Annotated in this window: 20 protein-coding genes and 1 tRNA gene; 11 read left to right on the top strand and 10 right to left on the bottom strand. The window is 64.4% G+C overall.

Annotated features, from left to right (window positions below; genetic code table 11):
• Positions 1-7 precede the first annotated feature (7 nt).
• The 3 genes from AC1DXX_RS20870 to AC1DXX_RS20860 all read right to left on the bottom strand — a co-directional run bounded on the left by AC1DXX_RS20870 (position 8) and on the right by AC1DXX_RS20860 (position 3,233).
• Positions 8-1,537, bottom strand: coding sequence for a tripartite tricarboxylate transporter permease (locus tag AC1DXX_RS20870; protein WP_478136119.1), 1,530 nt, complete (start codon positions 1,535-1,537; stop codon positions 8-10).
• Between the two features lie 19 nt (positions 1,538-1,556).
• On the bottom strand, positions 1,557-2,078 hold the full coding sequence (locus tag AC1DXX_RS20865; protein ID WP_478136118.1) for a tripartite tricarboxylate transporter TctB family protein: 522 nt from the start codon (positions 2,076-2,078) through the stop codon (positions 1,557-1,559).
• 129 nt (positions 2,079-2,207) lie between these two features.
• Positions 2,208-3,233 carry a Bug family tripartite tricarboxylate transporter substrate binding protein gene (locus AC1DXX_RS20860; RefSeq protein ID WP_478136117.1) on the bottom strand — a complete coding sequence of 342 codons (1,026 nt, stop codon included), beginning with the start codon at positions 3,231-3,233 and terminating at the stop codon, positions 2,208-2,210.
• Positions 3,234-3,491: 258 nt separating this feature from the next.
• Here AC1DXX_RS20860 and AC1DXX_RS20855 point away from each other — a divergent pair.
• The 8 genes from AC1DXX_RS20855 to AC1DXX_RS20820 all read left to right on the top strand — a co-directional run bounded on the left by AC1DXX_RS20855 (position 3,492) and on the right by AC1DXX_RS20820 (position 7,902).
• Positions 3,492-3,566 (top strand) — tRNA-Arg (locus AC1DXX_RS20855).
• Positions 3,567-3,740: 174 nt separating this feature from the next.
• Complete coding sequence (locus tag AC1DXX_RS20850; protein ID WP_478136116.1) at positions 3,741-4,967, top strand: tyrosine-type recombinase/integrase; 1,227 nt, start codon at positions 3,741-3,743, stop codon at positions 4,965-4,967.
• 181 nt (positions 4,968-5,148) lie between these two features.
• Entirely contained in the window at positions 5,149-5,658 is a 510-nt protein-coding gene (locus tag AC1DXX_RS20845; protein ID WP_478136115.1) for a hypothetical protein, read from the top strand.
• Between the two features lie 110 nt (positions 5,659-5,768).
• Positions 5,769-5,975, top strand: a complete 207-nt coding sequence (locus tag AC1DXX_RS20840) for a helix-turn-helix transcriptional regulator (RefSeq protein WP_478136114.1) — start codon at positions 5,769-5,771, stop codon at positions 5,973-5,975.
• The gene (locus AC1DXX_RS20835; RefSeq protein WP_478136113.1) at positions 5,972-6,400 is read left to right on the top strand and encodes a hypothetical protein; all 429 of its coding nucleotides are present in this window, start codon (positions 5,972-5,974) and stop codon (positions 6,398-6,400) included. Before AC1DXX_RS20840 ends, AC1DXX_RS20835 begins: the two co-directional genes overlap by 4 nt.
• A gap of 2 nt (positions 6,401-6,402) precedes the next feature.
• A complete protein-coding gene (locus AC1DXX_RS20830; RefSeq protein ID WP_478136112.1) occupies positions 6,403-7,098 on the top strand; it encodes a hypothetical protein in 696 nt (231 codons plus the stop codon).
• Positions 7,099-7,101: 3 nt separating this feature from the next.
• Positions 7,102-7,311 carry a hypothetical protein gene (locus AC1DXX_RS20825; protein ID WP_478136111.1) on the top strand — a complete coding sequence of 70 codons (210 nt, stop codon included), beginning with the start codon at positions 7,102-7,104 and terminating at the stop codon, positions 7,309-7,311.
• A gap of 3 nt (positions 7,312-7,314) precedes the next feature.
• On the top strand, positions 7,315-7,902 hold the full coding sequence (locus tag AC1DXX_RS20820) for a hypothetical protein (protein ID WP_478136110.1): 588 nt from the start codon (positions 7,315-7,317) through the stop codon (positions 7,900-7,902).
• On the opposite strand, the gene AC1DXX_RS20815 is transcribed toward AC1DXX_RS20820, so the two are convergent.
• Complete coding sequence (locus AC1DXX_RS20815; protein ID WP_478136109.1) at positions 7,860-8,345, bottom strand: hypothetical protein; 486 nt, start codon at positions 8,343-8,345, stop codon at positions 7,860-7,862. The two genes, AC1DXX_RS20820 and AC1DXX_RS20815, sit on opposite strands and share 43 nt — an antisense overlap.
• 41 nt (positions 8,346-8,386) lie before the next feature.
• Here AC1DXX_RS20815 and AC1DXX_RS20810 point away from each other — a divergent pair, with 41 nt between their 5' ends.
• A complete protein-coding gene (locus AC1DXX_RS20810; protein WP_478136108.1) occupies positions 8,387-8,563 on the top strand; it encodes a hypothetical protein in 177 nt (58 codons plus the stop codon).
• 101 nt (positions 8,564-8,664) lie between these two features.
• Here the strand turns inward: AC1DXX_RS20810 and AC1DXX_RS20805 are convergent, their stop codons facing one another.
• From AC1DXX_RS20805 to AC1DXX_RS20795, 3 genes are all read right to left on the bottom strand, one after another.
• Positions 8,665-9,402, bottom strand: coding sequence for a hypothetical protein (locus AC1DXX_RS20805; protein ID WP_478136107.1), 738 nt, complete (start codon positions 9,400-9,402; stop codon positions 8,665-8,667).
• Positions 9,403-10,050: 648 nt separating this feature from the next.
• Positions 10,051-10,326 (bottom strand): zinc-binding dehydrogenase, encoded by a 276-nt coding sequence (locus tag AC1DXX_RS20800; RefSeq protein ID WP_478136106.1) that lies wholly within the window; start codon positions 10,324-10,326, stop codon positions 10,051-10,053.
• 61 nt (positions 10,327-10,387) lie between these two features.
• Positions 10,388-11,410, bottom strand: coding sequence for an alpha/beta fold hydrolase (locus tag AC1DXX_RS20795; protein ID WP_478136105.1), 1,023 nt, complete (start codon positions 11,408-11,410; stop codon positions 10,388-10,390).
• Between the two features lie 335 nt (positions 11,411-11,745).
• Here AC1DXX_RS20795 and AC1DXX_RS20790 point away from each other — a divergent pair, with 335 nt between their 5' ends.
• Positions 11,746-12,558, top strand: a complete 813-nt coding sequence (locus tag AC1DXX_RS20790) for an alpha/beta fold hydrolase (RefSeq protein WP_478136104.1) — start codon at positions 11,746-11,748, stop codon at positions 12,556-12,558.
• A gap of 39 nt (positions 12,559-12,597) precedes the next feature.
• Here AC1DXX_RS20790 and AC1DXX_RS20785 read toward each other — a convergent pair whose 3' ends face one another.
• From AC1DXX_RS20785 to AC1DXX_RS20775, 3 genes are all read right to left on the bottom strand, one after another.
• Positions 12,598-12,813, bottom strand: coding sequence for a hypothetical protein (locus tag AC1DXX_RS20785; RefSeq protein ID WP_478136103.1), 216 nt, complete (start codon positions 12,811-12,813; stop codon positions 12,598-12,600).
• Between the two features lie 163 nt (positions 12,814-12,976).
• Positions 12,977-13,876, bottom strand: coding sequence for an alpha/beta hydrolase (locus AC1DXX_RS20780; protein WP_478136102.1), 900 nt, complete (start codon positions 13,874-13,876; stop codon positions 12,977-12,979).
• 56 nt (positions 13,877-13,932) lie between these two features.
• Positions 13,933-14,883, bottom strand: a complete 951-nt coding sequence (locus AC1DXX_RS20775) for a LysR family transcriptional regulator (protein ID WP_478136101.1) — start codon at positions 14,881-14,883, stop codon at positions 13,933-13,935.
• A gap of 108 nt (positions 14,884-14,991) precedes the next feature.
• Here AC1DXX_RS20775 and AC1DXX_RS20770 point away from each other — a divergent pair, with 108 nt between their 5' ends.
• Complete coding sequence (locus AC1DXX_RS20770) at positions 14,992-15,930, top strand: dihydrodipicolinate synthase family protein (RefSeq protein WP_478136100.1); 939 nt, start codon at positions 14,992-14,994, stop codon at positions 15,928-15,930.
• Positions 15,931-15,948: the final 18 nt, after the last annotated feature.

Raw genomic sequence — 15,948 nt, 5'->3', positions numbered from 1 at the left:
TTCTCGCTCAGTCCACCGGCCGCTCGACGGCAAACTCGTCGGGCTTCTTGGGCTTGACCAGCGCCAGCGCCTTGGAGATCAGCGGCCAGAACAGCAGCACCAGGGCCAGCGTCGTGATGCCGCCCACCAGCGGGTTCGAGAACATGATCATCACGTCGCCCTGCGAGACCAGCATGGCCTGGCGGAACGAGTCTTCCGCCTTGTCGCCGAGCACCAGCGCGAGCACCAGTGGCGCCAGCGGGAAGTCGAGCTTCTTGAAGAGATAGCCCACCACGCCGAAGCCGAGCATGAACCAGATGTCGAGCATCGCGTTGTGCACGGTGTAGGCGCCGATCGCGCAGATCACGATGATCACCGGCGCGATGATCGAGAACGGAATGCGCAGGATCGACGCGAACAGCGGCACGGTGCTCAGCACCACGATCAGGCCCACGATGTTGCCCAGGTACATGCTGGCGATCAGGCCCCAGACGAAGTCCTTCTGCTCGACGAACAGCAGCGGCCCCGGCTGCAGGCCCCAGATCAGCAGCCCGCCCAGCAGCACCGCGGCGGTCGGCGACCCGGGAATGCCCAGCGCCAGCATCGGCAGCAGCGCGCTGGTGCCGGCGGCATGCGCCGCGGTCTCGGGCGCCACGACGCCTTCCATCTGACCAGTGCCGAACTTGGAGCCGCGCTTCGACATCTTCTTGGCCAGGCCGTAGGCCATGAATGAGGCCGGCGTCGCGCCGCCCGGCGTGATGCCCATCCAGATGCCGATCAGCGAACTGCGCAGCGAGGTCACCCAGTACTGCGGCAGCTGCTTCCAGGTCTGCAGCACCACCTTCGGATCGATCTTCGCGCTCTTGCCGGAGAACTTCAGGCCCTCCTCCATCGACAGCAGGATCTCGCCGATGCCGAACAGGCCGATCACCGCAATCAGGAAGTCGAAGCCGCGCATCAGCTCGGGCTGCCCGAAGGTGAGGCGCAGCTGGCCGGTCACGGTGTCCATGCCGACCGAGGCCAGCGCGAAGCCAAGCGCCATCGACGCGAGGATCTTGAACGGCGACCCCTTGCCCATGCCGACGAAGCTGCAGAAGGTCAGCAGGTACACCGCGAAGAACTCGGGTGAGCCGAACTTGAGCGCGAACTTGGCCACCAGCGGCGCAAGGAAGGTGATCATCACCACCGCGATGAAGGCCCCCACGAACGAGGAAGTGAAGGCTGTCGTCAGCGCAGCGCCGGCGTTGCCCTGCTGGGCCATCGGATAGCCGTCGAAGGTGGTGGCCACCGACCAGGGCTCGCCCGGGATGTTGAACAGGATCGAGGTGATGGCGCCGCCGAACAACGCACCCCAGTAGATGCACGACAACATGATGATGGCCGAGGTCGGCGACATCGTGAACGTGAGGGGCAGCAGAATCGCCACCCCGTTGGCACCGCCCAGCCCCGGCAGCACGCCGATGAGCACGCCCAGGATGATCCCGACGAACATCAGGGCGATGTTCATCGGGGTCAGGATCACTGCAAAGCCCTGCATCAGGGCGCTGATTTCGTCCATTTCGCTGTGCTCCGTGAGTTCAGTAGCCGAGGAACCGCAGGGGGTCGAGCGCGCCTTTGAACAGCGGCACCTTGAACCACACCTCGAACATGCAGAAGAAGACCGTGTTGACCGCCAGCGCGGCGATCACGCTCTTCACCCACGAGTACTTGCCCAGCACGATCATGAAGAGCGCGATGTAGATCGCCGATGCGACATACAGGCCCGCGAAGGTGATGGCCAGCACATACACCGTGGCCGGCAGCAGCACCGACAGCACGCGCTTGAGCTGCACCGAATCGACGAAGACCTCGGTGTTCCTGTTCCTGCCCAGCAGCGCCCGGTACAGGATGCCCGCGCCCGAGATGGTGATGATCACGCCGATGAAGAAGGGGAAGTACCCCGACCCCGGCCCGTCGCTGGTCCAGCCCGCGCCCAGCTTGCGGGCCTCGAAGACCACCACCAGGCCGATGACCAGCAGCAGCAGCGCCACCACCGCTTCGACCACATACGTGGCGACGCCCGAACGCGCCTGTCCATCGGAAATTTCTTCGTGCTCCATGGAGCCCCCGTCGTCAATGAAAGTGAGTGGAATGCAGCGGCCTCGGCCATGCGGCCGGGCGTTGCCTGGCGATCCATCGGCCAGCCGGCGCGCGATGCCGCCTGTGGCCGAAGCTGCTTGCTTACTTGCCTACTTGCTGCTCGCGAGGAAGCCCGCGTCGGACATCAGCGTGCGGTGCGTGGCTTCGGCGGTGGTGAGCCAATCGGCGAAGGGCTTCCCGGTCATGAAGGTCGGGTTGAAGGCGCCCTTCTCCATGTATTCCTTCCACTCCGGCGTGGCCGCCACCTTGGTCAGCAGGTCCACGTAGAACGCGAGCTGGTCGGGCGTCACGCCGGCCGGCATGAAGATGCCGCGCAGCATCGTGTACTTGGTCGGCACGCCCGCTTCCTTGCAGGTGGGCACGTCGTTCCACGACTGGGTCTCGGTGACCTTGGCCTTGAACGGCATGCGCTCGTCGTCGAACACGCACAGCGCGCGCAGCTTGCCGGCGCGCCACTGGGCGACCGCCTCGATCGGGTTGTTCACGGTGGAGTGCACGTGGCCGCCCACCAGCTGCACCGCCACTTCGCCGCCGCCCTTGAAGGGCACGTAGATGAACTTGGTGCCGGTGGCTTTTTCAAGCGCCACGGTGATGATCTGGTCTTCCTGCTTCGAGCCGGTGCCGGCCATCTTGAACTTGTTCGGGCCCGCCGCCTTGGCCGCCGCGATGTACTCGTTGGCGGTCTTGTAGGGGGCGTCGACGTTGGTCCAGAGCACGAACTGGTCGAGCGCCATCATCGCGACCGGCGTCATGTCCTTCCAGTTGAAGGGCACGCCGGTGGCCATGGGCGTGGTGAACAGGTTCGACAGCGAGATGACGATCTTGTGCGGATCGCCCTTGGCGTCCTTCACCGCGAGAAAGCCCTCGGCGCCCGCGCCGCCCGACTTGTTGACGACGATGAGCGGCTCTTTCATGAGCTTGTACTTGATGACGATACCCTGCAGCAGCCGCCCCATCTGATCCGCGCCTCCGCCGGTGCCGGCGGGGATCACGAACTCCACGGGTTTGGTGGGTTCCCAAGCGAGGGCGGGTGTGGTGCCCCCCAGCGCGAGCATGGCCGCGGCGAAGACTTTCGCACGACAGCTGCGGGCGTGCGAAACGAGGCTCTTCATCATCATGTTGTCTCCTGTCTGTGTAGGGTTCGCCCTTTTTTCTTCTTGGATCTGAGCGGAGATGCGAACAGGCGGATGTTGCGCGCCGGCGCCAAGCGCCAACTTGACCGCGGTCAACTTCCCGGAGATTTCGTATCGGGGTTAGCCCGCGCTGCCGGGCTTTGGGGGCCGCAACCGGGCGGTCGCCGGAACCCTATAAAATCACGACGCGCACCGGCAGCCTTGGCCGGCCGGGCATTGATTGAGCCCCTCGCGCGATGCGTCTTCGTAGTTCAATGGATAGAACGGGGTCCTCCTAAGACTCAGATACAGGTTCGATTCCTGTCGAAGGCACCAAGGACCCGGTTCACGGCGTCTCACCAAGCATCAAAACCCGCACGTTTCCCTAGCGTAGCGGGTTTTTCTTTGCCTCAAGCCGTGTCGCGGCGTAGCATCACATCGCAGAGAAATACCGTTATTTTTGACGGTATTTTCGGAACACCGGCAACGGAATACCGTCAAGGAGCAGCGATGGCACTGACAGACACTTTCGTTCGGCAGGTAAAGGCCACCGACAAAGCCATCGGCGACAAATATGCCGATGGCGGCGGCATGTACTTGCTGGTCAAGGCGCCGGGCAAATACTGGCGCCTGGACTACAGCATTCACGGCAAGCGCAAGACCTTGGCGTTGGGCGTCTACCCCAGCGTGACGCTCGCCAAGGCCCGCCAACGGCGCGACAAGGCCCGCGAACAACTGGCAGATGGGATTGATCCTGGCATCGCCAAGCACGAGGAAAAGCGGGCGAAAGCCGACGCTGCAGCGAACAGCTTCGAGGCCGTTTCGAGGGAGTGGCTGACCAAGACCTCCAGCAAGCGCGCCGCGATCACGCAGGCCAAGGTCACGAGTTGGCTTGAGAAAGACGTGTTTCCGTTCATCGGGAAGCTGCCCATTGCCAGCATCAAAGCCAAGGACGTGCTCGACAAGGTCGCCCGCCGGATGGAGGCGCGAGGTATTCACGAGAGCGCCCATCGGATCGTTCAGATTTGCTCGCAGGTGTTCCGCTATGCCGTCGCCGTGGGGGTGATTGAGCGCGACGTGACCACCGACCTGAGGGGAGCGCTGGTGGCGGTCAAGAAGGCCAACTACGCCGCCATCACGGAGCCCAAGCAGGTGGGTCAGCTCATGCGCTCTATTTACGCCTATGCGGGCCATCCCTGCGCCGTGGCGGGGCTGAAGCTTTCGCCGCTGGTGTTCGTCCGCCCGGGCGAATTGCGCGCCGCGGAGTGGGCCGAGATGGACCTCGACGCCGCCGAGTGGCGCATCCCTGCCGCCAAGATGAAGATGAAGGTTGAGCACCTGGTGCCGTTGTCACGGCAGGCTGTGGACATTCTGCGGGCTCTGCAGCCGTTCACCGGGCACGGCCGGTATGTGTTCCCCAGCATCCGCACCGGTGAGCGCTGCATGAGCGAGAACACCATCAACGCGGCGTTGCGCGGCATGGGCTACGCCAAGGACGTGATGACCGCCCACGGGTTCCGGGCCATGGCCCGCACCATCATGGATGAAGTGCTGGAGGAGCGCACCGACCTGATTGAGCATCAGCTTGCCCACATGGTGAAGGACCCGAATGGACGAGCCTACAACCGCACGGCGCATCTGCCCGCACGGCGGGCCATGATGCAACGGTGGGCCGACTATCTCGACAAGCTGCGAATCGGTGCAGAAGTGATCCCGCTGCGCAAAGCGAAGAAGTAATTTTTGCCAAGCCAGTGCGCTGGCGAGGTCAGCGGACCAAGCTTCGAAGCTCTGGGTTTGCCGAGATGAGTGGCGCGCAGCAAGCAAAGCGTTCGCGTCGGTAGCATTGATACCTTCCGGTACCTCATCATGACCTGGGGCCATCGACGCGATCAGCGGGAAGCCGACGGATAGTGGACGCATGATCGACAAAGAACAACTTGACGAGCAGATCCAGATTTTGACCGCATGGGCACGTCGGAATATGACGTATGAACAGGCGACTTTGCTCTTCGCCGTGCACAAGGTCGTGTTTGATCATCTTCAGGCCTTGTACGCTAAATTGAGCGAGCAGCATCAGCAAGCATCGACTATGTTGATCGAATCGGGGGAAAGCGATCGCAAGAGGGCGGCGTTGCTGAAGGAAATGGCTGCGGAGTGGGAAGCGGCGGTGCCGAGGTGGCTGCGCCAGGCGGCTGCAGCGGGATTCAGGGCCTACAAGCGGCAAGCGTCAAAGAGGGCGAAGGACGCCGCTGATCATCGGCACAACAGCCCCGGTGGCGCTCGGGACAAAGCTGAAGCCATAAAAACAGCATGGGCCAGTGGCAAATATTCAAGCCGTGATCGATGCGCGGAGGAGGAATGCGCAGCACTGGGAATGTCATTCTCTGCGGCGCGAAGAGCGCTGCGAAAAACCCCCGATCCGTCCTAGCCGGTGCCCGGCATGGGCTAGCCGGTGCGGCGCACTGGTAATTCACTAAAGTCCTTGCGGTCTCCACAGTCACTCCTGTCGCGCCATGGCGCATTTTCAAGGGGTGTTGAGTGGCACAGCGTGTTATTCGGGTTGCAGACCTGGCAACCACCAAGGACAGGGCCGGGCTGCTGCCCGTCAGCCCCGCAACCGTTTGGCGGTGGGTTCGTGAGGGGAAATTTCCGAAGCCGTTCAAGCTCGGCGAATCCGTCACTGTCTGGGATGCCGCGGCCGTCGAGGAATTTATTGCCAGACGCGCCGAAGGCGGTACGCCATGAGCGCCATCGATCAATTCCTGAGTGCGATGGAAGCAGCCGGCCTGACGCCGCCGGTCCCGCTCCACGCCGACGGCAAGCTTCACCATTCCAGCCCTGTCGGCAAACGCGGCGACGATGCCGGCTGGTATGTGTTGTACCTCGACGGCGTGCCAACTGGCGTGTTTGGCAACTGGCGCACCGGCGAAACGCAAAACTGGTGCGCAAAGGCCGAAGACGACCTGAGCAACGCCGAACGGCAGGCCATGCGGGGGCGCATCAAGGCGGCGCAGCGAATGCGGGAGGTCGAGGAGGCACGCATGCGCGTCGAGTCTGTGTCGAACGCGCTGGCAGTGTCTGAAGACGCAGCCTCGGCCGAGGCGCATCCGTACCTCGCGGCAGAGGGCGTGAGGCTCTGCGGCGTGGGTGCAGACACGGAGCGGCAATAGAAATGGGCCGAGACAAGCGCCCGGGCCCGGTCGCGGCCCATATCCGGATCGATCTGTCCTTGCTGAACAGCCCCGCCTTCATTGCGCTGGACTGGACCGCACGAGCCTTGTTCTTGGATCTGCGCTCCCGCGTGCGAAGCACCAACAACGGCAACATCGACGCGGCATTGTCTGTGCTGAAGCATCGCGGCTGGGCGAGTTCGACGACGCTCGCCAAGGCGCTGCGCCAGCTCGAAGCTGTCGGCCTGCTGCGCAAAACGAGGCAGACCATCGGAATAGCTCGCGGCTCGAAATTCTGCAACCTCTATCGATTCACCGACCTCCCCGTGCTGGAGCGCCCGGACCTCGGGGTCGAAGCATACAAGGCAACTTGCGAATTCAAGGCGTTCAAGACTCTGACCGACGCCAGGTGCGTGGTGTCTGCAGCATCGACGCCGAGAAAAAAAACAGCGCTGCAGCAAGTGCACTGTGTAGCTGCAGAAAGTGCAGCGACGGGACCAATCGACGCTGCACTTTCTGGAGTCAACGTCCCTCAGCCGGCTGCAGAAACTGCAGCGTCAGCGGATCGGCAAATCAGCCGCGAAGCCAATGGCCAAGCGGGCCTGGCCCATTTTCAAGCAGAGATCGAGGGCGTGGCGACCGCCTGCAGATTCTGCACACCACTACGTAAATTACCAGTCCATACTGAAAGAGAGTGAGCCATGAAGGTTGTCACCTATCGCTTCCGCGCTGACGGCACCGCCGTCCCCGATGCGGCTTTCCACATGGAGCGCTTGCCGTTCGCTGACTTCGCACGCATCCGTGGTGGCGCGCTGATTGACCTGCCCGCCGGCTGGGCACCTCCACCCGACGGCTATTCGTTGTGGCGCACCGCCAGGGGCGAGGTCATGGCGGTGCGGGACGAGGCCTGAACCATGGCCAATACCGACGTTCCGGCCGCGGCCGGCAATTCGCTGGCCGCCGTCAAGCCCAAGCGCAGGGCGAAGAATCGACCCGGCGAAAGCCAGCACAGCCGGCGGCGCCTCGAAGCCGTTGAACAGCAGGTGAAGGCGCTTCATTACCGCAAGATGGGCCTGACCTACGCGGAGATCGCAGAGAGACTCGGCATGCGCAGTTCGCAGACCGCGTGGAGCGCCGTGGAGAGCGCCCTCAGGCGCATGCTGCAGGAGCCCACCGACAACGTTCGAAAGCTGGAGCTTGGGCGACTTGACGCCATGTTCATCCCGGTCTACATCAACGCCTGCCGCGGTGACCTCGCGGCGCTCGGCGCCGCGCTCAACATCATGACGCGGCGCGCACGCCTCCTCGGCCTGGACGCGTCGGTGCGGACCGAGAACCGCACCGATCTCGCCACGCAGAACGAGGGCGTGCTGGTGGTGAGTGGGGTCATGACGCCCGAGGACTGGGCCACCGCGGCCAAGGCGCAGCAGCTAAACCTACAGAGTCCGAGATCTGCGCTCTACACCCAGACAACGCAGGTGACTTTGCCGGCATCTTCTTGAACGCCGAATCGCAGGAAGAGCGCGTGCGTGTACGCCAGGCCGCCAGCCTTGAGATGCAATCGATAGGCATGCAGGTTGTCGATATCGCCTTGGTCCACCTCTGATGACGAGCCTTTCTTCATTTCAATGGCAAGGTAGTTCAGCGTGTCGGTGTTCCGCCGATGCACGATGACATCCGGCCGGACATTCTGCTCGCCGTAGATTTTCTTGACCCGAACGCCTTGACGGTTGTAGTCAAAGTCGACATGCCAGGGTTCGCCATCAGGAGCAACTGGAGCCCGCGAGCGGAGATATGCCATGAGGTGTGCCGCAATGGTGTTCTCGTGGGCGTTGACGTCGAGAATTTGCGCGTCATGCGCGAACAGGTTCTCGATGCTTGCAATTAGGGCTGCGGCCAACGCGGCATCACCACAGGCTTGAATTCGTTCACGCCAGTCGTTCATGTGGGTCTCCTCTGGTGGTGCCGAGGTCGGCGCTGGACACCATGATGCGCCGTGCCCGACTGCTGGGCCCGGGTGCGCCGATCTCCACCGAGCACAATCATCGCACTGACCTCACTGCGAACAACGCCACCGCCGTCATGACGATGGGTGGCGTCATGCTGCCCGAGGACTGGGCCGCCGCCAAGGCGCAGCAGCAAGCGAACACCAATGATGATTAAGGCCGCCTGGACCCGCACAGACCGGCCGTCGAGTGCAGTCCTACGTCGCGAACTGTGCCGCTCGGGCACCCGACGCCACGCCTGACTTAAAAGGCGTTTGGCTACTTCGAAGCCATGATCTTCGTGTACTCGTCTCGGTACGTCTTCGAAATCTCAACACGCCGCCTGTTGAATTCGCCCCAAGTCACCCTGCCGCCGTACAAAGCCCGAGCGTTATCGGCAGAACTGGCCGCCGCTCGTTCCATGGCATTGGACCAAGGAACGCTGACTGTCTGTCCCCAAATCTGCGTACCTGAAATCAAGCGGCGCTCGCGTGCTTCCATTTCGCCGCGCATCTTGAGAAACGCGACCTTATCCGCCTCGCGCAGTTTCGAAGTGTCCGCAAGCTGTTCTGGTTTCATGTCACCAGTAGCACACGCAGACTTGGCGGTGATGACCTCGTACTCCTGACGTTGGCACATGGCCTTGGCCTCAGCTACCACTTGGGCATTTAATTCTCGTAGCTTCTCTTCGTTGGTTTTCTCAACCCGTGCCGCTCGCGCCGATTGGACTAGCGGCGGAACTGATGCTGTCTGAGGTTGCACCTGATTCTGCTGCTGGAGGTACCACCCGTTTGCATTCATGCATGCTCGGAAGATGTTGGGATTTGTGATCACTTCGTTCGTTGAGTAGCCTCCGAACTGGTTCACCACAGCTCCGGATACCCGCTGTTGGGAGTCCTGCATGCACGTATATCTGTCGCGGCTGAAATCGTCCTGTGATGCGCCCGGCTTGTTCCACACCATTGGTGCACAGCCAGACACCAAAAGAAGCGTTATGGGTACGACGAGGGTTCGCATGTTGGGGCCGATTTTTGAATGTCCAAGAGATCGTAACAAGACGTGTTGCTCGCGTCCGTGAAATTTGTCGCGCACGCAAGGAAAAGCAAGGCTGTCAATCAAAGTGCCTTTGAACGCGCACGGACGAGGCGAACCTCGGGCGGGCCAGCGCGAAGCGTGACCGCCCGTACTAGGCCGCGCCGGTTCTCGGCCGGCGCGACCACTTCCAGCAGCTGATTTACTCGGAGGACACCGGGCAGCGTGCTGCCTGGGGCTGTGCCTCGTGTACATCGCTATGTTGAGCCGTGCGCTCACGCTGCCCGGCAATGGCTCGGCCTGCCTCTAGGAGGCCCGCTGGCAGGTTTTTCCGCTGTGTGTGTGCGGCTGCCATTCCTCAACGGAAAACAGGCCCTAGAGGGCTCGGCGGCGGCTTCTTGTGCGGCGGAAACGTGGCAGGCGAATGGCGTTGCGCATGAGCAACGCCGTGCCGTTTGCCGGTATTTTTGTCGGTATCTTCCAACTAGAAAAAGAAAAAATCCAATACTGGCGTGGCCCGTAGCAGGTCTTTCGGTTCCTGTCGAAGGCACCACGAGACCGACTCACAGCGTCTCACTCCGCCTCAGAACCCGCACGTTTCCCCAGCGTAGCGGGTTTTTCTTTGCTTCGGCATCAGGGCATCAGCAGCAGCTTGCCGGTGGTCGCGCGGCTTGCCATATCGGCGTGGGCCTTGGCGGCATCGGCCAGCGGATAGACACCGCCGATATGGACTTTCAGCTTGCCTTCGGCGATCCAGCCGAACAGCCGCGCCGAGTGCGTGCGCAACAGTTCCGGCGTATCGACGCGGCGGTCTTGTCGTCGATACCGTCGGGGATGGGCGCCAGCGAAGCTGGCCGGAATGGCGATCTTCTCCGCATAGCTGCCGGGCGCGCAGACCCAAGGCCACACGCTGGCCGATGTCGAAGCCGTCGACGCCCTCGCCCACGGCCAGCACGGCGGGCCGGCTGGCTCACCCACGCGCCACGTCGATCACGGCCTTCGCGAAGGCCTCGGGCGCTTCCTGCGGCAGGTTGTGGCCGATGCCGCCGCTGACCAGCCGATGCTCGTAGCGTCCCGAGAACTTCTTCCCATAGGCGCTGGGATCCGGATGCGGCGCGCCGTTGGCGTCGCCTTCGAGCGTGATGGTCGGCACGCCGATCACCGGCGCCTTGGCGAGCCGGTTCTCCAGCGCCTGGTACTTCGCCTCGCCGTCGGCCAGGCCGAGGCGCCAGCGGTAGTTGTGGACCGTGATGGCCACGTGGTCGGGGTTCTCGAATGCCACGGCGCTGCGCTCGAACGTGGCCGCATCGAAGTTCCACTTCGGCGATGCGATCTGCCAGATGAGCCTGGCGAAGTCGTGGCGGTTCTTCTCGTAACCCGCGCGGCCGCGCTCGGTCGCGAAGTAGTACTGGTACCACCACTGCAACTCGGCCTGCGGCGGCAGGGGGATCTTGCCGGCCTCCTGGCTGCCGATCAGGTAGCCGCTGACCGACACCAGCGCCTTCACGCGCTCCGGCCACAGCGCGGCCATGATGCACGCCGTGCGCGCGCCCCAGTCGCAGCCGGCAACGGTGGCGGCCTGGATCTTCAGCGCATCCATCAGCGCGATGATGTCGACGGCGACCACCGACTGCTGCCCGTTGCGCGGCGTGTCGGCCGACAGGAAGCGGGTGGTGCCGTACCCGCGCAGATACGGCACGATGACGCGAAAGCCCGCGGCGGCAAGCTGCGGCGCGACGTCGACGAACATGTGGATGTCGTAGGGCCAGCCGTGAAGAAGAATCACAGGGGCACCGTCGGACGGCCCTGCCTCGAAATACCCGATGCTGAGGCTGCCGGCCTCGATGCGCTTGAGCGGCTCGAGGCGCTTGGCGCTGCCCGTGCCGGTGGATTGAGCGAAAGCGGGCACGATCGAAGTCAGCTGGGCGGCGGCGATGCCGAGCGCCGCCTTGCCGAGGAACGAGCGGCGGGGCAACTGTCGGGAAGCGGTCATTGAACTCTCCTGGAATCCGAAGTGATTGAAGAAAACGCACCAGGGGCCGCTTACAGCGCTCCCTCGGTCACGGCGCGATTGTTCGGCGAGGAGGCGGCCTGGCGATCGGCTTGCGTATGCCTCTGTATCTGAGGCGGCTTCGTCCACACTAAATTTCAATCGCAGGCGCTCGCCGGGGCGCAGGTCGTTTTTTGCAAAGTAATGTCGCAAGGCGAACCCCGGACACACGCGCATACAGAGAAGGCCGGCCGGCCGGCGTGCCGCTCCTAGATTCGACGTCGTTGGTTTTCAGCCGACCTTTTGTTTTCTCAACGTCGAACCAAGGAAAGATCGTCATGACAAAGTTCTCCCGCCGCATCGGCATGGCCCTGATCGCCAGTGCTGCCGGCCTGGCCGCCCTCGTGCCGCTGCAATCCTTCGCACAGCCGGTCGCGGCCGCGCAGCCGTCCAGGCCCACGGTCGTGCTCGTGCACGGGGCGTTCGCGGATTCGTCCAGTTGGGACGGCGTGGTGCGGGGCCTGCAGGCTCGGCACTACCGAGTGATCGCCGCCGCGAACCCGCTGCGCGGGCCCAAGTTCGATGCCGCYGCCGTCGCCAGCATCGTCGATTCGGTCAAGGGACCGGTCGTTCTCGTCGGCCATTCGTACGGCGGCTCGGTCATCTCGGCGGCCGCCAGCGGAAAGGCCAATGTGAAGGCGCTGGTCTTCGTGGCTGCATTCGCGCCCGAAGCCGGCGAGACGGCGATCGGCCTCACCGGGAAATTCCCGGGCAGCACGCTCGGCCCGACGCTCGCCCCGGCGGGGCCGCTGGCCGACGGCGGCAAGGACCTGTACATCCAGCAGGACGAGTTCCCCGCCCAGTTCGCGGCCGACGTGCCGCTCGGGAAGGCGCGCCTGATGGCCGTGGGACAGCGCCCCATCGCCGAGGCCGCGCTGAACGAGCCGGCCGAGGCGCCGGCCTGGAAGTCGGTGCCCTCGTGGTTCGTCTACGGTGATCGCGACAGGAACATTCCGCCTGCGGCGATGGCCTTCATGGCCGAGCGCGCGAAGGCGGTGAAGACCGTGGTGGTCAAGGGTGCGTCGCACGTGGTGATGACGTCGCAGCCCGATGCGGTGACGAAGGTGATTGCCGAGGCGGCGGCGCACTGAGCGCGACTGTCAGCCAGACCGAGCTCAGCGGCGGAACACTTACTCCGGCGCAGCGGGTGTCTGCAAGTCCTGCGACGATGTCTGTTGCTGGCTTTGCAGTGGACCGATCTGCACGACGGGTCCGGGCTCGCCCAGCCCCTTGCGCGCAATGCCCCTCACGAGGTGGCGCGGCAGGTGGTGTGTCTTTCGCAGCTGCACCAGGGCCTCGCTGCGCGCTGGTTCGGATGCCGGTAGAAACATCTGCAATATGCTCATGGTGTCATCCCATGAAAGCCAGAAAGGCAAGATGGCTGGCTCGCTTCAAGGGGACCCGGAGCCTTGGGTTCGAACGCGACCTCTGGCGTGGTCGCAGGCGCATTATGGGCGCCGAATGCCGATGCGTTTAACAGCCCCTTGGCCAGTAGTGTTGCTGTGAAGTTCAGCCTTCGCTGCTCGAAGCAGCATCCACGGCTTCACGCAGCAGCCTTCCGGCTCTGTCGACCCCTTGCCTGCCTTGCGCCAACACCTGGTGGTAGTTGGGCCAGATGTGAAACATCTTGGGCCAAATTTCCAGCCGCACGCTCACATCGGCAAGACCCGCTGCGCGGGTGAGTGCCATCGCATCATCCAGCAAGGACTCCGTGGCCCCCACGAAGATCGTCAAAGGCGCGATGCCGCTCAGATCGGCGAAAACCGGCGACGCAAGAGGCGTCTCTCTTGGCCGCTTTCCCAGGTACTGCTCGGCCAGAAATTGCATGATCTCGCGGTTGAGGACCGGATCTCGCTTCGCGTTGCGGCTGTAGCTGTCCGCGGTCACCGTCATGTCGACCCAGGGCGAGAGAAGCAGTGCGCAGGCTGGCTGCTGCAGGCCCAGTTCCTTCAGTCGCACGAGCAACGCCACGGCCAGACCCGCTCCCGCGCTATCGCCGGCGACCGCGATCTGCCGGGGCTTGAAGCCGGAATCCATGAGAAATCTGTATCCGCTGACCGCATCTTCCAGGGCCTGCGGAAACGGGAACTCGGGCGCGCGCCTGTAGTCGAGGGCGAGCGTTCTCATGGCCGCCGCGCGACCCACCTCGCTTGCGAGGTGCCGGTGGCTCTTCAGTGAGCCCCAGGCATATCCCCCGCCGTGCAAATAGAGGATGACTTCGCTGGTGCGCGCGACGGGCGTGGACGTCCATTCGGCGGGAACGCCGTGCGCCGCCACCTGTTCCACACGGACGTCCGCTGCCAGCGGAAAAAGGTCTCCCAGGGCTTCGTACGCCGCGCGACGTTGCTCATTGGAGAGTGATGCAGGCCGCGCACGAAGCATGGCTTCCAGTCGCTCGAGCTCGTTCATCGGAAACACCTCCTTCAGCGCAACGGATCCCGGTCAACAGCATGCGCCGACACAGCTCAGCAAGATACGCCTTCGCCGTCCGGCGCGCCCTCACCGACAAGTTGCCACAGCGCCTCGGCCACCGGGGCCATATGGGCGAGCTGCCGATACAGCCGGATGTCCACCGGCACCCGCCAGCCGCCCGCACCGGCATCGACCAGCGCGCCCTTGCGCAGGTCGTCCGTCACCAGGCTCATCGGCAGCCACGCCAGTCCGCGCCCTTCGAGCGCCATGGTCCTGAGCAGCGCAGCATGGTGCGCCGTGAAGACCACCGAGAGGGACGGCACGAAATCCTTGCCGAATTCGCTGTCCTGGATCGCCCGCATGATCCGCCCCAGACCGGACGCCTCGCTGTATCCCAGCACCGAGGGCGCCTGATCCGCGCCCAGCGCATGCAGCGGCGCGCCGTCCGCATCGGGCGCCGCGACCGGCACCAGCACGTCCTCGCTGAGACGCCGCATGGGGTATTGCGCTTCGTCGAGCCGGCCGGGCGCACCGGCATGGCCGTGGCACAGCACGAACTGCACGCGGCGCTGCAGCATCAGGTCTTCGCAGGCTTGCGAACTGTCCGAGATCGTCTGGATCGGTCCCAGGCTCAGCCGCGCCTCCACGCTGCCCAGCCAGCGCGGAAAGAAGGTCAGCGACAGCACGTGCGTGGCAGCGAAGCTCAGGCTCGCCGCGGCCAGGTCGTGCGCGGCCCGGGCCTTGATGCGGGCGGCTTCGAGGCCGGCCAGCACCTCCTGCAGCAGGGGCTGGAAACGCTTGCCCGCCGCCGTCAGCGCCGCAGGGTGCGCGCTGCGGTCGAAGAGGTCGACGCCCACCCACTCCTCGAGCGCGCGGATATGCCGGCTGAACGCAGGCTGAGCGATGGAGCGCGCCTGCGCCGCGCGCGAGAAATTGCCGCTCTCGGCCAGGGCCAGGAAATCTTCCAGCCATTCGAGGTCGAGGGGTCGGTTGCCGGGGCCCATGCGCAGCGCAGTTGAATAGTTGTATGCAATTGGAGTATTGGACGGTGCATGCCTCGCCGGCCAAAGATGCACGCATCCCTGCACCTTGAACCACAACGGAGACACAGCATGCCTTCCATCGCGAATTATCGCGGGATCATTCCCGCCATTTCCTGCCCCTTCACGGCCGACCACCGCATCGACGAGGCGGCCCTGCGCAAGCTGGCCTCGTGGCTCGCAGGCCATGACGGCGTGGTGGCGGTCATGACCAACGGCCATACCGGCGAGGTGTTCTCGCTCACCCCCGCGGAGCGCGCCGAGGTGACCCGCATCGTCGCCGACGAGCTGCGCGGCCGTACGCCGGTGATCTCGTCCATCGTCTGCGAAGGCCTGGCCGAGGCCGCCGAACACGCCCGCGCCGCGCAGGCCGTGGGCGCCGTCGCGCTCGACGTCATGCCGCCCCACCACTGGCTGCGCTTCGGCTTCACGCCCGGCCATGCGCTGCAGTACTTCGAGGCCATCCACCGCGCCGCGCCGGAGCTGGACCTGGTCTGCCACGTGTACCCGGCGTGGACACGTGCGTCCTATTCGTCGCAGTTGCTGGCCGAGCTGGCGCGCCTGCCCTACCTGCAGGCCTTCAAGGTCGGGCAGCGCGACATGAACAAGTACGCCCGCGACATCCAGGCCATCCGCGAGGCCGATCCGTCCAAGGCGATCCTCACCTGCCACGACGAGTACCTGCTGGCCTCGATGGTGCAGGGCGTGGACGGCGCGCTGGTCGGCTTCGCGACCTTCATCCCGCAACTGATCATCGACCTGTGGAACGCCGTGAAGGCCGGCGACCTGAAGAAGGCGATGGCGGTGCAGGCCCTCATCACGCCGCTGAAGGACGCCGTGTACGGCGGCGGCGAACCGACCGGCGAAGCGCATGCGCGCATGAAGGGCGGCATGTACCTGGCCGGCGTGCTCGACAACGCCACGGTGCGCCCGCCGACCGAGGCACCCAACGCGCGCGAGATGGAAGCGCTGCGCGCCGCCGTGCGGCAGGCCGGCCTGTCGAAGCGCTGAACGCGCGCCCGGCCCGGC

It is taken from the genome of Variovorax sp. P4_B10, from assembly GCF_056402375.1.
Note: the sequence above shows the minus strand (reverse complement) of the source record. Positions and strands in the feature narration are given on the sequence as shown.

What these genes read in the sequence shown, in the direction of transcription:
- AC1DXX_RS20860 (WP_478136117.1), bottom strand. Translation starts at nt 3,233, where the DNA reads ATGATGAAGAGCCTCGTTTCGCACGCCCGCAGCTGTCGTGCGAAAGTC.
- AC1DXX_RS20780 (WP_478136102.1), bottom strand. Translation starts at nt 13,876, where the DNA reads ATGAACGAGCTCGAGCGACTGGAAGCCATGCTTCGTGCGCGGCCTGCA.
- AC1DXX_RS20845 (WP_478136115.1), top strand. Translation starts at nt 5,149, where the DNA reads ATGATCGACAAAGAACAACTTGACGAGCAGATCCAGATTTTGACCGCA.
- AC1DXX_RS20870 (WP_478136119.1), bottom strand. Translation starts at nt 1,537, where the DNA reads ATGGACGAAATCAGCGCCCTGATGCAGGGCTTTGCAGTGATCCTGACC.
- AC1DXX_RS20805 (WP_478136107.1), bottom strand. Translation starts at nt 9,402, where the DNA reads ATGCGAACCCTCGTCGTACCCATAACGCTTCTTTTGGTGTCTGGCTGT.
- AC1DXX_RS20775 (WP_478136101.1), bottom strand. Translation starts at nt 14,883, where the DNA reads ATGGGCCCCGGCAACCGACCCCTCGACCTCGAATGGCTGGAAGATTTC.
- AC1DXX_RS20795 (WP_478136105.1), bottom strand. Translation starts at nt 11,410, where the DNA reads ATGACCGCTTCCCGACAGTTGCCCCGCCGCTCGTTCCTCGGCAAGGCG.
- AC1DXX_RS20770 (WP_478136100.1), top strand. Translation starts at nt 14,992, where the DNA reads ATGCCTTCCATCGCGAATTATCGCGGGATCATTCCCGCCATTTCCTGC.
- AC1DXX_RS20785 (WP_478136103.1), bottom strand. Translation starts at nt 12,813, where the DNA reads ATGAGCATATTGCAGATGTTTCTACCGGCATCCGAACCAGCGCGCAGC.
- AC1DXX_RS20825 (WP_478136111.1), top strand. Translation starts at nt 7,102, where the DNA reads ATGAAGGTTGTCACCTATCGCTTCCGCGCTGACGGCACCGCCGTCCCC.
- AC1DXX_RS20830 (WP_478136112.1), top strand. Translation starts at nt 6,403, where the DNA reads ATGGGCCGAGACAAGCGCCCGGGCCCGGTCGCGGCCCATATCCGGATC.
- AC1DXX_RS20835 (WP_478136113.1), top strand. Translation starts at nt 5,972, where the DNA reads ATGAGCGCCATCGATCAATTCCTGAGTGCGATGGAAGCAGCCGGCCTG.
- AC1DXX_RS20865 (WP_478136118.1), bottom strand. Translation starts at nt 2,078, where the DNA reads ATGGAGCACGAAGAAATTTCCGATGGACAGGCGCGTTCGGGCGTCGCC.
- AC1DXX_RS20850 (WP_478136116.1), top strand. Translation starts at nt 3,741, where the DNA reads ATGGCACTGACAGACACTTTCGTTCGGCAGGTAAAGGCCACCGACAAA.
- AC1DXX_RS20810 (WP_478136108.1), top strand. Translation starts at nt 8,387, where the DNA reads ATGATGCGCCGTGCCCGACTGCTGGGCCCGGGTGCGCCGATCTCCACC.
- AC1DXX_RS20820 (WP_478136110.1), top strand. Translation starts at nt 7,315, where the DNA reads ATGGCCAATACCGACGTTCCGGCCGCGGCCGGCAATTCGCTGGCCGCC.
- AC1DXX_RS20815 (WP_478136109.1), bottom strand. Translation starts at nt 8,345, where the DNA reads ATGAACGACTGGCGTGAACGAATTCAAGCCTGTGGTGATGCCGCGTTG.